The 13055-nt window shown below is 69.9% G+C and carries 15 protein-coding genes and 1 tRNA gene; 3 read left to right on the forward strand and 13 right to left on the reverse strand.

The annotated features are described in order from the left end of the window. Positions 1 to 22 precede the first annotated feature (22 nt). Positions 23 to 427 (reverse strand): hypothetical protein, encoded by a 405-nt coding sequence (locus tag ABFY20_RS00300; protein WP_368497944.1) that lies wholly within the window; start codon positions 425 to 427, stop codon positions 23 to 25. A gap of 81 nt (positions 428 to 508) precedes the next feature. Here ABFY20_RS00300 and catA point away from each other — a divergent pair, with 81 nt between their 5' ends. Continuing rightward, positions 509 to 1165: a type A chloramphenicol O-acetyltransferase gene (gene catA / locus ABFY20_RS00305; RefSeq protein WP_368497945.1), complete on the forward strand. Its 657-nt coding sequence runs from the start codon at positions 509 to 511 to the stop codon at positions 1163 to 1165. 49 nt (positions 1166 to 1214) lie between these two features. Here the strand turns inward: catA and ABFY20_RS00310 are convergent. Next, positions 1215 to 1285: transfer RNA gene (locus ABFY20_RS00310), tRNA-Gly, on the reverse strand. Positions 1286 to 1348: 63 nt separating this feature from the next. Between ABFY20_RS00310 and ABFY20_RS00315 the strand changes: the two genes are divergently transcribed. Further along, positions 1349 to 2446, forward strand: a complete 1098-nt coding sequence (locus tag ABFY20_RS00315; RefSeq protein WP_368497946.1) for a hypothetical protein — start codon at positions 1349 to 1351, stop codon at positions 2444 to 2446. Positions 2447 to 2470: 24 nt separating this feature from the next. Here the strand turns inward: ABFY20_RS00315 and ABFY20_RS00320 are convergent, their stop codons facing one another. The 3 genes from ABFY20_RS00320 to ABFY20_RS00330 are packed head-to-tail and all read right to left on the reverse strand — an operon-like array spanning position 2471 to position 4649. Further along, positions 2471 to 2899, reverse strand: a complete 429-nt coding sequence (locus ABFY20_RS00320; RefSeq protein WP_368497947.1) for an SRPBCC domain-containing protein — start codon at positions 2897 to 2899, stop codon at positions 2471 to 2473. Next, positions 2884 to 4377 (reverse strand): phytoene desaturase family protein, encoded by a 1494-nt coding sequence (locus tag ABFY20_RS00325; protein WP_368497948.1) that lies wholly within the window; start codon positions 4375 to 4377, stop codon positions 2884 to 2886. The genes ABFY20_RS00320 and ABFY20_RS00325 overlap by 16 nt, the downstream gene beginning before the upstream one ends. A gap of 5 nt (positions 4378 to 4382) precedes the next feature. Then, complete coding sequence (locus ABFY20_RS00330; RefSeq protein WP_368497949.1) at positions 4383 to 4649, reverse strand: hypothetical protein; 267 nt, start codon at positions 4647 to 4649, stop codon at positions 4383 to 4385. Between the two features lie 104 nt (positions 4650 to 4753). Here ABFY20_RS00330 and dcd point away from each other — a divergent pair, with 104 nt between their 5' ends. Then, positions 4754 to 5383 carry a dCTP deaminase gene (gene dcd, locus ABFY20_RS00335; RefSeq protein ID WP_368497950.1) on the forward strand — a complete coding sequence of 210 codons (630 nt, stop codon included), beginning with the start codon at positions 4754 to 4756 and terminating at the stop codon, positions 5381 to 5383. A 31-nt stretch (positions 5384 to 5414) separates the two neighbouring features. Here dcd and ABFY20_RS00340 read toward each other — a convergent pair whose 3' ends face one another. The 8 genes from ABFY20_RS00340 to idi form a co-directional block, all read right to left on the reverse strand. Continuing rightward, entirely contained in the window at positions 5415 to 6857 is a 1443-nt protein-coding gene (locus tag ABFY20_RS00340; protein ID WP_368497951.1) for an alanine--tRNA ligase-related protein, read from the reverse strand. 79 nt (positions 6858 to 6936) lie between these two features. Continuing rightward, entirely contained in the window at positions 6937 to 7857 is a 921-nt protein-coding gene (locus tag ABFY20_RS00345; RefSeq protein WP_368497952.1) for an NAD-dependent epimerase/dehydratase family protein, read from the reverse strand. Continuing rightward, positions 7854 to 8987: a mandelate racemase/muconate lactonizing enzyme family protein gene (locus ABFY20_RS00350; RefSeq protein ID WP_368497953.1), complete on the reverse strand. Its 1134-nt coding sequence runs from the start codon at positions 8985 to 8987 to the stop codon at positions 7854 to 7856. Before ABFY20_RS00350 ends, ABFY20_RS00345 begins: the two co-directional genes overlap by 4 nt. Next, positions 8984 to 10141, reverse strand: coding sequence for a hypothetical protein (locus ABFY20_RS00355; protein WP_368497954.1), 1158 nt, complete (start codon positions 10139 to 10141; stop codon positions 8984 to 8986). The genes ABFY20_RS00350 and ABFY20_RS00355 overlap by 4 nt, the downstream gene beginning before the upstream one ends. Positions 10142 to 10216: 75 nt before the next feature. Next, on the reverse strand, positions 10217 to 11035 hold the full coding sequence (locus tag ABFY20_RS00360) for an ABC transporter permease (RefSeq protein ID WP_368497955.1): 819 nt from the start codon (positions 11033 to 11035) through the stop codon (positions 10217 to 10219). Next, the gene (locus tag ABFY20_RS00365) at positions 11032 to 11769 is read right to left on the reverse strand and encodes an ABC transporter ATP-binding protein (protein ID WP_368497956.1); all 738 of its coding nucleotides are present in this window, start codon (positions 11767 to 11769) and stop codon (positions 11032 to 11034) included. The genes ABFY20_RS00360 and ABFY20_RS00365 overlap by 4 nt, the downstream gene beginning before the upstream one ends. A gap of 107 nt (positions 11770 to 11876) precedes the next feature. Next, entirely contained in the window at positions 11877 to 12488 is a 612-nt protein-coding gene (locus ABFY20_RS00370) for a helix-turn-helix domain-containing protein (RefSeq protein WP_368497957.1), read from the reverse strand. A 9-nt stretch (positions 12489 to 12497) separates the two neighbouring features. Then, positions 12498 to 13022: an isopentenyl-diphosphate Delta-isomerase gene (idi, locus tag ABFY20_RS00375; RefSeq protein WP_368497958.1), complete on the reverse strand. Its 525-nt coding sequence runs from the start codon at positions 13020 to 13022 to the stop codon at positions 12498 to 12500. Positions 13023 to 13055 lie beyond the last annotated feature (33 nt).

The raw sequence follows: 13055 nt of genomic DNA on the forward strand, positions 1-13055 counted from the left end.
ATCTATCGTGGACCTCTGTCGATCAGCGCTTGTCGCGGGTCGACCACACCGCCCACGCGATGAGCACGGGCTGGAAGAACAGGCGCGCGAAGCGCTTGCGGTCGGTGTCGAGCCCGAAGGCGTCGCGTTCGTTCAGCCACTGCGACAGGTTGCCGGGGAAGATCGCGGTGAAGAAGACCGCGGCCGTGTTGCCGACCGCCTGCTTGTGCTTCGGCAGGAAGATCAGCGAGGCTCCGAGCGCGATCTCGGCGACACCCGAGCCGAGCACCACCGTGTCGTCGTCGACCGGCACCCAGTCGGGCACCTGCGCCTGGAAGTCCTTGCGCGCGAAGGTGAGGTGCGACACCCCCGCGAACACCAGGGCGGACCCGAGCGCGATGCGCCCGATCGTGCGGGCCACCGAGGGCCGTGCGACTGTCTTGCTCATCCCTCCATTGTGGCCCTCCCCGGGCCGAGGCGGGTGGGGGCGAACTCGAGCCGCTCCAGGTCGTGCTGCGATGATGAGTCGATGCAGAACCCCGTGCCGATCGATCTCGCCGACTGGCCCCGGCGTCAGCACTTCGAGCACTACCGCCACGTCGTTCCGTGCACCTACGCGATCACCGTCGAGATCGACGTGAGCGAGTTCGTCGGCGCAGTCCGCACGGCGGACCGTCGCGCGTACGTCGCTCAGATCTGGGCCATCGCCTCCGTCGTGAACCGCCACGACGAGTTCCGCATGACCCTCGGCGAGACCGGAGACCCTGCGGTGTGGCGCGTCGTGCATCCGGCGTTCACGGTCTTCCACCCGGAGCGGGAGACGTTCTCGTGCCTGTGGGTGCCGTTCGACCCCGACTTCGCGGCCTTCCACGATGCCGCCACGGCGACGATCGCCGAGTACGCCGGGTCGACCGAGTTCTTCCCTCAGGGCGCGCCGCCCGGGAACACCTTCGACGTGTCGAGCGTGCCGTGGACGTCGTTCACGGGATTCACCCTGAACGTCGAAGGTGGAGCGGACCACGTCGCTCCGATCTTCACCCTCGGCCGGTACACGGTGCGCGAGGGCCGCACCCTCCTCCCGCTGGCGGTGCAGGTTCACCACGCGGTCGCCGACGGGTTCCACACCGCGCGCCTGATCGAGGAGTTACGCGAACTCCTCGCCGATGGAGCGTGGATTCACGGTTGATGCGGGCCGCGGCCCGCCTTCGGATGCGGGCGTCGCAACGCCCTGTCGGAGCGGATGACGGGAATCGAACCCGCGCTATCAGCTTGGGAAGCTGAAGTTCTGCCATTGAACTACATCCGCGTGTGGTGCTCCCCCGAGGATAGCAGGGGTCTGGCGTCGCCGGTCTGCTCTACCGTGTCGGGCATGACCAAGCGCCCTGAGACGATCAAGCTGCTTCCTCGTTCGAGTGGGGAGGTGTTGCGCGAGATGGCGGCCTATTCCGTCTTTCTTCTCGTGACCGTGCTGGCGGCGTGCTGGATCGTCTCGGAGGGCGACGGCTCACGGGTCGCGGCGTGGATCGTCGACAGCGGCGGGGTGCTCGTCGGGCAGCTCGGGGCGTCGTACGGGCTCTACGCCACCGTGCTGCTGGGGTTCGTCATAGCCGCCTACGCCGGCGAAGCGCTCCTGGACGGACTCCCGCAGCGGTATCGCCGATGGTTCGCGGGGATCGCGGTGATGATCGGCGTCGGCACGATCTGCTCGACCGTGTGGGTCGTGCCCGCGCTGTTCAGGCATCCGTCCCAGCTGGGGGTGCTGTTCGCGTTCCTTCCCCAGGCGACACTCGTCGTCGTGCTGGCCGGCTTGGTCGGGCGCTTGCTGGTGTTCGACAACGACCGCCGACGGGCCGCCGCGGAGAAGACGCGAGATCGAGCGCGGGCCGGCGCCACCCGGGTGGGATGGACGGCGCGGCTCGCCTTCCTGCCCGGCGGCGTCGTCGTGATCGCCGTGCTCATCGCGGTGCTCACGCTCGTGGTCAGCGTCGGTGAACTCCCGGTCACGGGCGTCGGAGGTGCGGCCGCTTTGTTCGTGATCGCTGCGTCCGTTGCCTACTTCGACGGACTGGCGGTGTACGTCGGGCTCACGTCGTTCAGTCGGAGCAGTTCGATCGCCGCGCTGCTCAGCGCAATCGCCATCAACGTCTCCATGCTGTGTCTCGCCGCGAGCGCGTGGCTGGTACAGCTGCCCCCGACGGCCGCGGCCATGGCCGCAGCAGTGGTTCTCGCCGGGGCGAGCGCGGCACCGTGGGCTGAGCGGGCTCCGAGGCCGCTCCGGGAGGTCACGATTCGCGCCATGGTGAACACCAGCGCGCTGAACTCGTTCCGCCGCTCCGAGCGGTTCGCTCTGCGGGAGCTCGATCTGCTCGATCGTGAGGCACCTCGGCCAGCTGACGAGGGCTCGCTGCGCCGGGCGGCGGCAGCGTTCTTCGCGACGCTGCGCGCTGACGGGAGGCGCGACCTCTAGCGAACCTCTCGGACCTCGCGGACCTCAGCGCTCGGAGACGTAGCGGAGCCGGCGGAGGGTCTCGGTGTTGCGGATGTGGAGGGGGATGTCGAGCAGGGGTGCCGGCACGAGGGTGCCGGGGCCCCGGGAGGCGTGCTCCTCGAGCCGCACGACGCATCCCGGGCCGCGCGGCTTCACCGTGATGGTCACGCGCGCCTCGCCGATGGGCCAGCCGGCGGGCTGCATCACCATGCGGTGAGGTGGGTTCCACTCGAGCACCGTCGTCTCGTCGTCGATGACCGCGGGCCACACCCCGAAGGAGTGGTGGAGCTTGCTGCCCTCGGCGGGCCAGGCCTCCTCGACGTCGCGCATGCGCGAGGCGCCCACCACCCAGACGGGGAAGAGCCAGCCGTCGGCGAGCACCTCGAAGACGCGCTCGGGCGGGCAGGAGAACACGTTCACATTGGTCGACACGGTGACTCCGATCTGTTCGGGTGGGGTGCCAGCGACGGCGGGGTACGGATGCCGAACACCGCCGCCAGTGCCCGTCGCGCCGCGTACCAGCCCGACAGGCCGTGCACACCCGGCCCGGGGGGCGTCGACGACGAGCACAGGTACACCCCGCGGGCGGGCGTCGACCAGGGGTCGAGCGACAGGGTCGGCCGGGCGATGAGCTGGCCGAAGGTGGCGGCTCCGGCGGCGATGTCGCCGCCGATGTAGTTGGGGTCGTACGACTCGTACTCGGTCGCCGTGCGGGAGGCCGAGCCGAGCACGAGGTCGCGGAAACCCGGCGCGAAGCGTTCGATCTGCCGCGTGATCGCCTCGGTCTGGTCGTGGGTCGACCCGCTCGGCACATGGGTGTACGCCCACAGCACGTGGCCGCCCGCAGGGGCTCGCTCTTCGTCGACGATCGAGGGTTGCGAGACCAGCACGTACGGCGACGCTGCATGCCGCCCGGCGGCGACCTCGCGCTCCGCTGCCGCGATCTCGGCGCGTGTGCCGCCCACGTGCACCGTCGGCGCTCGCCGCAGCTCCTCGTTCGCCCACGGCACGGGCCCGCTGAGTGCGAAGTCGGTCTTCGCCACGGCGTTGCCGTAGCGGAACCGTCGCAGTGCCGCGAGGTAGCGCCGCGGCAGCTCCTGGGCGGCGATGCGGGCGAGGTTCACGGGTGCGACGTCGAGCAGCACCGCCTTCGCGGGCCGCACGTCGTCGAGGCGCCGCACCTCCGCATCCGTCACGATCTCGCCGCCGTGCTCGAGCAGGTCGGCCACCATCGTGTCGACGATCGCCTGACTCCCCCCGATCGGCACCGGCCACCCGCGAGCGTGCGCCTGCACGCCGAGCGAGAGTGCGGCCCCGGCGGTTCCGAGGCTCGGCATCGGCAGGATGCTGTGCGCGGCGACCCCGCTCAGCATCGCCGGCGCGACCTCGTCGCCGAACCGGAGGTTCCACAGCGGCGACCCCTGTTCGAGCGCCCGCAGCCCGAACAGGGCGGCGGTGAGCGGATGCGCGGGAAGCCTCACGAGACTCGATCCGGTGAACTGAGCCACCTCGTCGGCGCGGCGCACGAGCGGTTCCATGAGCCGTCGGTAGGCACGCCCGTCGGCGCCGAGGGCGTCGGCGGTTCGGCCGAGGTCGCGGAACGCGATTCCTGCCCGCCCGCCGTCGAGCGGATGGCCGAAGGAGATCTCGGGAACGGCGAGGCGCATCCGCTCCTCCAGCCGGAACGACCTGAAGAAGCCCGAGGAGAGCGCGAGCGGGTGCACGGCGGAGCAGATGTCGTGCCGGAAGCCCGGCAGGGTCACCTCGGCGGTGCGGGCGCCCCCGCCGATGGTCGAGGCACGCTCGTACACCCGCACCGAGAGACCGGCGCGGGCCATGGTCACGGCTGCCGCCAGGCCGTTCGGGCCGGAGCCCACCACGGCGACGTCGGCGTCGGCCCGGGTGCTCACGCCGCTCAGTCGGAGCCGCCGTCCTGCGTGCCCGAGTCGTCGACGGTGGTGGGAACGGGCGATGGGGTGCTGCTCGGCGAGGCGGTGTCGTCGGGCAGCGGGGTGACCTCGTCGTTCGGGGCGACCGGTGTGCCCGAACTCGTGCGCTCCGGGTACTCGGTCTGGGCGCCGCCGTTGCAGGCGGAGAGCCCGGCGGCGGTTCCGACGACGAGCAGCAGGCCCGCCGCGACGGTCAGCGGGCGGTGGCGGAGGTGTCGGGTTCGGATCGTCATGCTCCCAGTCCACGGCGGCACGACGCCACCCGCACCGGGGTTGACAGCCGCCGCCCGGCACGATCACACCGCACGCCGGAGCGCACACCCCATACACTGACTGCGTGCTGCTCTCCGACCGCGACATCCGAACCCAGATCCGCGAGAACCGCGTGAGTCTGGAGCCCTACGAGCCCGCCATGCTGCAGCCGTCGTCGATCGACGTGCGGCTCGACCGGTACTTCCGGCTGTTCGACAACCACAAGTACCCGTTCATCGATCCGGCCGACGACCAGCCCGAACTCACCCGGCTCATCGAGACCAAGGCAGACGAGCCGTTCATCCTGCACCCCGGCGAGTTCGTGCTGGGCTCGACGTTCGAGCGGGTCGGGCTGCCCGACGACATCGCGGCGCGGCTCGAGGGCAAGAGCTCGCTCGGGCGGCTGGGCCTGCTCACCCACTCGACCGCGGGCTTCATCGACCCAGGGTTCACCGGGCACGTCACCCTCGAGCTCAGCAACGTGGCGACGCTGCCGATCAAGCTCTGGCCGGGCATGAAGATCGGTCAGCTGTGCTTCTTCCAGCTCTCGAGCCCCACCGAGCGCCCGTACGGGTCGAGCCAGTACAGCTCCCGCTACCAGGGCCAGCGTGGGCCGACCGCCTCGCGCTCGCACCTCAACTTCCACCGCACCGACGTCTCCCGCACGGGTGACGACGCCGGCGACGACGCGGGCGAGGAGTCGTTCGGCGAGTAGCCGCCGCTCGGGCTGGGGGGCTGGGGCGGACTCAGGCGGAGGGGGCCGCCGCCGCGCCGCCGGGCAGGCCCGCGGCCCCGAGTCGGGTCGCGCCGCGGGAGCGGGCACGCTGCTCCTCGAGCGCCTCGGCGAAGCCGGCCTCCCAGTCGTCGGCGACCGCGATGCCGAGCCGCCTCGCCTCTTCGACCGAGAGCTCCTTCGGGAAGCCGTGGGTGTCGGAGAGCCGGAACACGTCGGCCCCGCCGAGCACCTGTCCCTCGTACTCCCCGAGCGCCAGCAAACCGCCCTCGAGCGTGCGGCGGAACGAGTTCTCCTCCTTCACCAGCACCGCGATCACCTCGTCGCGTGACGCGGCGACCTCGGGGTAGTCGTCGGCGTACAGGTCGGCGATGACGGGAACGACGGTGGCGAAGAAGTTCTCCGAGAGCCCGAGCGAGAGGGCCAGCCGGATGGCGCGGCGCAGCAGCCGGCGCATCACGTAGCCCTGCTCCTTGTTCGAGGGCCGCACGCCGTCGACGGCGAGGAACGTGGCGCCGCGCAGGTGGTCGGCGATGATGCGCATGGCGGCGGTCTCGTCGTCGTACGACTTCCCGGTGAGGGTCTGCAGCGTCTCGATGATGGGCCAGAGCAGCGAGATGCGGAACACGTCGTCGGAACCCAGCGACGCCGCGGCGATGCGCTCGAGCCCGCCGCCGAAGTCGACGTTGCGCCGGGCGAGCTCCTCGAACGAGCCGTCATCGAGGCGGCGGTACTGCATGAAGACCTGGTTGCCGATCTCCATGAACTGTCCACCGTCGCTGGCCGGGTGGGCCAGGCCGTACGACGGGTCTTGATGCGCCGGCCCGAAGTCGTAGAACACCTCGCTGTCGGGACCGCACGGGTCGCCGATGGGGGTCGCGGCGAGCGAGCCGCCCCGCGACCACCAGTTCTCGCCGCCGTCGTAGAAGAATATGCGTTCTCCGGCATGCACTCCGCGAGCGTCACCGTCGGCCTGCGAGCCGATCTCGACGATGCCGTTCGAGATGCCCCGCTCGGCGAACACCTGTGCCCAGATGCCGGCCGCCTCGTCGTCGCGCGGGATGCCGTTCTCGGCGTCGCCGATGAAGCAGGTGACGTAGATGTTCTCGGGGTCGAGGCCGACGATGTCGACCAGGAAGGTGAAGAACTGCCTGATCTGCGTCTCTTTGAAGTAGTCGCCGAGCGACCAGTTGCCGAGCATCTCGAAGAAGGTGGTGTGCCGGTTGTCGCCGACGTCATCGATGTCCTGCGCGCGCACGCAGGGCTGCGAGTCGACGAGCCGCTCGCCCTCGGGGTGCTCCTCGCCGAGCAGGTACGGCAGCAACGACTGCATGCCGCTGCCGTTGAACAGCGTCGAGGTGTCACCGCGAGGCACCAGGGGTGCCCGGTCGATGACCGTGTGGCCGTTCTCGGCGAGGAAGGCGAGGTAGCGGTTACGGATGTCGTGGGCGTCCATGCGACCAGCATCCCACACGCCCCGCCCGCGCCTCTGTGCCGCCGACGGGGGTGGTGCGGCATCCGCCTCGGGGAGCGGCTCAGCCGAGTGGATGCCCGTCCTCATCGAGATGGTCGCGCCACGAACGGGTCGCCCGCCAGCCGAACAGCCGCTCGGCCTTGGCCGAGCTGATGCCCGAGGCGTCGACCCTGGTGAGCTCTCGCAGCGGCACCTCGGGGTGCAGCCGCGCCATCTCGGACGCGAGATCGCGCCCGCCGATGTTGTCGGCGGCCGCCGCGTACACCACCTCGTGGCCGGGGGTGGCCCGGCCCACAGCGGCGACGATGAGCTCGGCGAGGTCGGCGACGTCGATGTAGGCCCAGAACACCGCGCTCGACAGGTCGCGGTCGGCGAAGAACGGCGCGAGGTTCGCGGCGTAGCTCTCGGGCGTGAGCACCCAGGTGGGCCTGATCGAGACCGCCGTCGCGTCGGAGCGGCCGACCAGCCCGTCGCAGAGCACCTCGGAGACGCGCTTCGACTGCCCGTAGGCGTCGTGGGCGAGGTCGGGGTGCGTCTCGTCGATGGGGCAGAAGCGTGCGGCGACGGGCCGGTGTGCCCAGGTCATCCCCGACACCGAGTCGCTCGAGAGGTTGACGAACCGGCGCACCTCCGAGTGTGCTGCGGCTTCGACGACGTTGAACGCCGCCGTGACGTTGGTGAGGAACACGGTGTGGGGTGTGTTCTTCGTCGGTTCGGGGATTCCCGCGGCGTGCACCACGGCATCCATCCCCCGCACCACCGAGAACGCGTCGGCGCCGTTCGTGAGGTCGGCCTGCACGTAGCGCACCGCGTTCGAGGCATCGGCGTCGTAGACGGGGCGGGCGATGTCGGTGGCGGTGACGTCGAAGCCGGCGGCGACGAGCGCGTCGACCGCGGCACGGCCCACCTTGCCCCGTGCGCCCGTGACGAGCACGCGGCTTCCCGGCCCGAGCATCCGCTGGCCGTTCGCCGTGTCGCTCACGCCACCTGCTCCTTCCAGGCGCGGTGCGCCTCGTCGATGACCGACTCGTCGATCTCGATTCCGAGGCCGGGACCCGATGGTACCGCGACGCGTCCGTCGACGATGGCGTCGACACCGAACCCCGCTCCGGGGGCCACCCGGTTCAGCATCGGTGAGAGATGGAACGGGTACTCGATCACCTCCACCCCCTCCACCGATGCCGCCACGTGGGCGTTGGCAGCGACGGTCACCGGTCCGCCGTGGAGGTGCATCACGACGCGTGCCCCGCGCCCGAGGGCCGCGACCGCCATGCTGCGCGCCTCGTCGACGCCTCCGCAGATCGACGCGTCGGGCTGCACCACGGAGATCCCGGTGAGCTCGAGCGCGTCGAGAGCGTACTCCGTGCCGAAGAAGTGCTCGCCGTAGGCGACGGGCACCGGAGACGACGCCACGACCCGCTTGATGGCGCTGAGGCGGCTCGCGGGAACAGGCTCCTCGAACCAGCCCACCCCGAGCCCGCCCAGCCGCCTGGCGATCTCGATCGACTCCGCCACGGAGAAGAACTCGCTGCCGTCGACGGTGATCTCGACGGTCTCGGGCAGCGCGGCCCGGAGGTCGGCCAGCACCCGGAGGGCGTTCCGCCAATCGAGCCCGATGCGCATCTTGACGATCGACACGCCCCGCTCGAGCAGGGGCCCGAGCAGCTCGAGGTGCGCGCCCGCCTCCCTGGTCTCGAGGAAGTGGCTGTTGCCGGCGTAGACCCGCACGCTGTCCTTCACCCGGCCGAGCATGGCCGAGACCGAGCGCTGCGCGACCTTGCCCTCCAGATCGCGCAGCGCGATGGCGACGGCGCTGCGCGACTGGGCGGCGCCGAACTGGTCGCCGAGTGTGCGGCGGGTGACGGTGCGCACCCGCTCCAGCGCCACCCTCGCCTCGTCGAGCCCGACACCGACGAGCGCGGGCCCGTAGACGTCGTCGACGATGGCGGCGAGCACGGCGGGGTGCGAGATGCCGAAGCAGTCGCAGCTCTCCCCCCAGCCGACGAGCCCCTCGTCGGTCTCCACCCGCACCACGAAGCAGGTCATCGTGGAGTAGTCGGTGGTGAGCCGGAGCGGCAGCGGGGTGATGGAACGGATGCGCACTGTCGTCACTTGCCTTCGGTGTAGCTGATCGAGGTGTCGAGGAACTCGTTGGTGTAGATGTCGTCGGCAACGAGGCCGTCGGCGACCTCCACGTCGGTGCCGGAGTAGATGTCGGTGAGCACACCGGTCATCCGCTCCATCCGCTCGGGGTCGAACGAGCCGAACACCCCGTCGGTGCCGTCGGTCACGAGAGCCTCGTCGCGCAGCACGTCGTGGACGTTCTGGGCGAGCTCGGGCGAGATCTGGAAGAACTGGTCGATGTCGACGAGGTAGTCGGTGAGGGCCGCGTTCACCGCGTCGGGCGACTCCATGTAGTCGATCTGCGCCTGCTGCATGGCGGGCACCAGCTGCGCGAGGCAGTCGCTCTGAGCCTCGATGACCTCGGGCTTGCCCGACCAGGCGGCGGGGTAGATGTCGTAGCCAGAGTCGGCGATCAGAAGCGTGTCGACGTCGCGGCCGTAGTCGGGGAAGTCGTACTTCAGCCGGTGCGGCTCCTGGGTGATGTACCCCTGCATCACGACGGGCTCGCCGGCCACCAGGCGGGTGACCGAGCCGTCGAAGGATCCGTCGACCTGGTCGGCGCGCACGTCGCCCTGGGCGATCAGGTAGTCCATGTAGGTGGCGCCCTGGAAGTACAGCACGGTCGAGTCGCTCGCCGCGATGTCGGAGAGCCCGGCGAAGTCGTACTTCTCGGGATCCCAGAAGAGGATCTGCGGATTCTTCTGCAGCGGCGTGTAGACCGCCTTGGTGGGCTGGTCCTTCGAGAGCTTGACCGACTCGTCGGTGTCGATCATGGCGAGCATGATCGAGTCGTCGGAGTAGAGCAGGGCCGTCGATTGCTGGAAGCCGATGAACGGTCCGCCCGCGCGCACCTCGACGGTGATGTCGGGGTCGGCGATCGCCGGCCCGGAGTATATTCCCGCGTCGGCATCGATGGTGGCCGTGGCGGGGTCGATGAGGGCGTACGCGGCGGAGTGCTCGGGCTCGGGGAACCAGTTGGTCTGCAGCACGACCGTCGACGGGCAGGCGCCGAGGGCGCCGTCGCCGCCGGCGGCCTCGGCGTCTTGGGCGGCGGGGGCCGACGATGAACAGGCGGTCAGCAGGAGTGCTGCAGAGGCGACGGCGGCGCCGGTCGCGAGGCGGATGCGGGTGCGGTGGGGCATGGGACTCCTCAGGTGTGGGCGGTGCGCGGATGGTGCGGGGTGGGTCGAAGCGGAGGCGAAGGGGAAAGCGCCAGGTCAGCGCGCGTTCGGGCGGTACCACGGCCCGACGACGAGCCGTGAGAGCAGCCCGAACAACCAGAACGCGGCGAGCCCGAGCAGCGAGGCGAGGATGATGGCGCCGTAGAGCATCTCGCCGTTCAGCTGGTTGCGGTAGGTGTCGATGACCAGGCCGATGCCGGAGTCGCCTTTGCGGAAGAAGAAGTCGGCGACGATCGAGCCCACCACCGCCATGCCGGCCGAGATGCGGAGGCCGGTGAACAGAGCGGGCAGTGCGGCCGGGAACTGGAGCTTGGTGAGCACCGTCCACCGGCCGGCCCGCTTGAGGGTGAACAGTTCCCGCATCTGCGGGCTGGTCGACTGCAGGCCGAACAGGGTGTTCGTGATGATCGGGAACAGGCTGATGAGCACCACCACGAGGATGCGGCTCTCGAACCCGTAACCGATGGCGAAGGCGATGAGCGGCACGATCGCGAGGATGGGCACGCTCTGGAGCGCGACCGCGTAGGGGAAGAGGGTGATCTCCACCCACTTCGCCTGGCTCATCAGCACGGCGGTGACGATGCCGATCACTGCGGCGATGAGAAGACCCACCATCGCGATGACCGTCGAGGTCCACAGGGGTCCGAGCAGGGCGACAAGGTTCTTCGGGGTCAGGAAGGCCTCGACCAGCACCTCGTGCGGCGTGGGCAGGATGAATCGGCGCGACGGCGAGAGGAGGAAGGCGCTGGTGAGGTACCAGAGGCCGATGAAGAGCACGCCGAAAGCGACGGGGAGCCCCACGGTGAGAGCCCGCGCGCGGGGCCTGCGGCGGCGCGCATCCGTGACGGCGCTCATGCCATCGCCCCCTTCAGGCAGTCGGAGATGTCGGTGGCGAGCGCTGCGAACTCGGGTGAGTAGCGGGTGTGCTCGTCGCGGGTGTCGGCGAAGGGCACCGCGAACTCTCCGATCACCCGACCGGGACGGGCGCCCATCACCACCACCCGGGTCGACATGTAGACGGCTTCGGGGATGGAGTGGGTGACGAACATGCCGGTGAAGCGCTCGCGCACGAACAGGCTCCGCACGTCGTCGTTGAGCCGCTCGCGGGTGAACTCGTCGAGCGCGCCGAAGGGTTCGTCGAAGAGGAACAGCTCGGGGCGGTTGACCAGCGAGCGGGCGAGCGACACGCGCATCTTCATGCCGCCGGAGAGCTGGTGCGGGCGGTGCTTGGCGAAGCCCGCGAGGCCCACCCGGTCGAGCGCGTCGTCGACCAGGGCCGCGGTCTCGGCGGCGCTCAGGTGGTCGAGCTCGGCGAACAGGGCGACGTTCTGACGCACCGTGCGCCAGGGCAGCAGTGTCGCGTCTTGGAAGACGTAGCCGATCTGTCGGGTGGCCACCCGCGTCGCTCCCCCGGTCGCCGTCTCGAGCCCGGAGGCGAGGCGCAGCAGCGTCGACTTGCCGCACCCCGACGGGCCGAGCAGGGCGACGAACTCACCCGACTCGATGCGGATGTCGACGTCGCGCAGCGCCGTCGTTCCGTCGGGGAAGGTCATCGACAGGCTGTCGAACTCCACCATCGCGTCGCCCATCGGGCCTCCTCAGCAGTATTGATGAAGTCAATACTGGGGACGATGTATTACTGGCCTGTTTCGCGCTGGGGTCGACTTTATTACTTCTGTCAAACTTCTTGCATAGATTATTGATGCGAACGGCCGGCCTGAACCATGAGCAGTCGCACCGGCCAGAGTCCGCGTACGCGCCAGCGGTGGCGCACTCCCCCGGCGAAATAGAGGGTGTCGGAGGCCTGCAGGACGTGGATTCCCTGGTCGGCGAGATCGACCTCGAGCACGCCCGAGATCACGTAGATGAACTCGGCATGCGGATGCTCGTAATATTCCTCGAAGTCGGTGAGCCGGGTGACGAACTCCATCGGGTGCATCGCGCGCTCGCCGGCCACGAGGGCCTTGGCCTGACCGGTGTCCTGCTCCGCCATCGAGCCCTCGTCGGCGCGCACGAGGCTCACCAGCTCGGTGTCGATCTCGGCCTGCGCGCTCGCCGAGGCCGACTCGGAGGCCGACGAGAGGAGCATCGGCGTCGAGGTGCCGAGCGCCTGGGCGATGCGGTGCAGCGAGGCCATACTCGGGCGGGCCTTGCCGCGCTCGATCTGCGAGAGGAAGGGCTGGGAGAGCTCGGTGAGAGCTGCGAGCTTCACCAGAGTGAGACCCTCGAGCTTGCGCAGTGCCGAGATGCGCCGCCCCAGGTCGGAGGCCATCGTGGCGTCGGCCGCCTGCGGGTCGATCTCTGCCATGCCCTCAGGCTAGCGTCGGCCGAGCTGCGGGAGCTGCAGCGCCAGCCAGGGGCTGAACGCCCAGGGGGTGAGCGACACGGCGAGACCGAGCTCGGCGGCGTCGGCCCAGCGCCACTCGGCGACCTCGTCGGGGCTCGCCGAGACGGGGCCCGCGGCCCGCGCGGTGAAGACCGGGCAGATCTCGTTCTCGACGATTCCGGATGCGTCGATCGCCAGATAGCGGAAGTCGGGGAGAGCGAGTTCCAGGCCCTCGATCTCGAGCCCGAGCTCGCGCTCGGCTCGACGCACCACGGCGTCGTCGAACGACTCCCCCGGCGCCGGATGACCGCAGAACGAGTTGGTCCACACCCCGGGCCAGGTCACCTTGGTGAGCGCGCGGCGGGTGACGAGCACGCGGCCCTCGTCGTCGAAGACGTGGCAGGAGAAGGCGAGGTGCAGGGGGGTGTCGTCGGTGTGTACGGTGTGCTTGTCGGCCACGCCGATGGGGGATCCGTCGTCGGAGAGGAGGATCACTTGCTCAGGAGTCGTGGTCATTTCACTATTCTCCTTTATTACCAGTTTGCCGTG

It is taken from the genome of Herbiconiux sp. A18JL235, assembly GCF_040939305.1.
In the GTDB taxonomy this organism is placed as follows: Bacteria; Actinomycetota; Actinomycetes; order Actinomycetales; family Microbacteriaceae; genus Herbiconiux.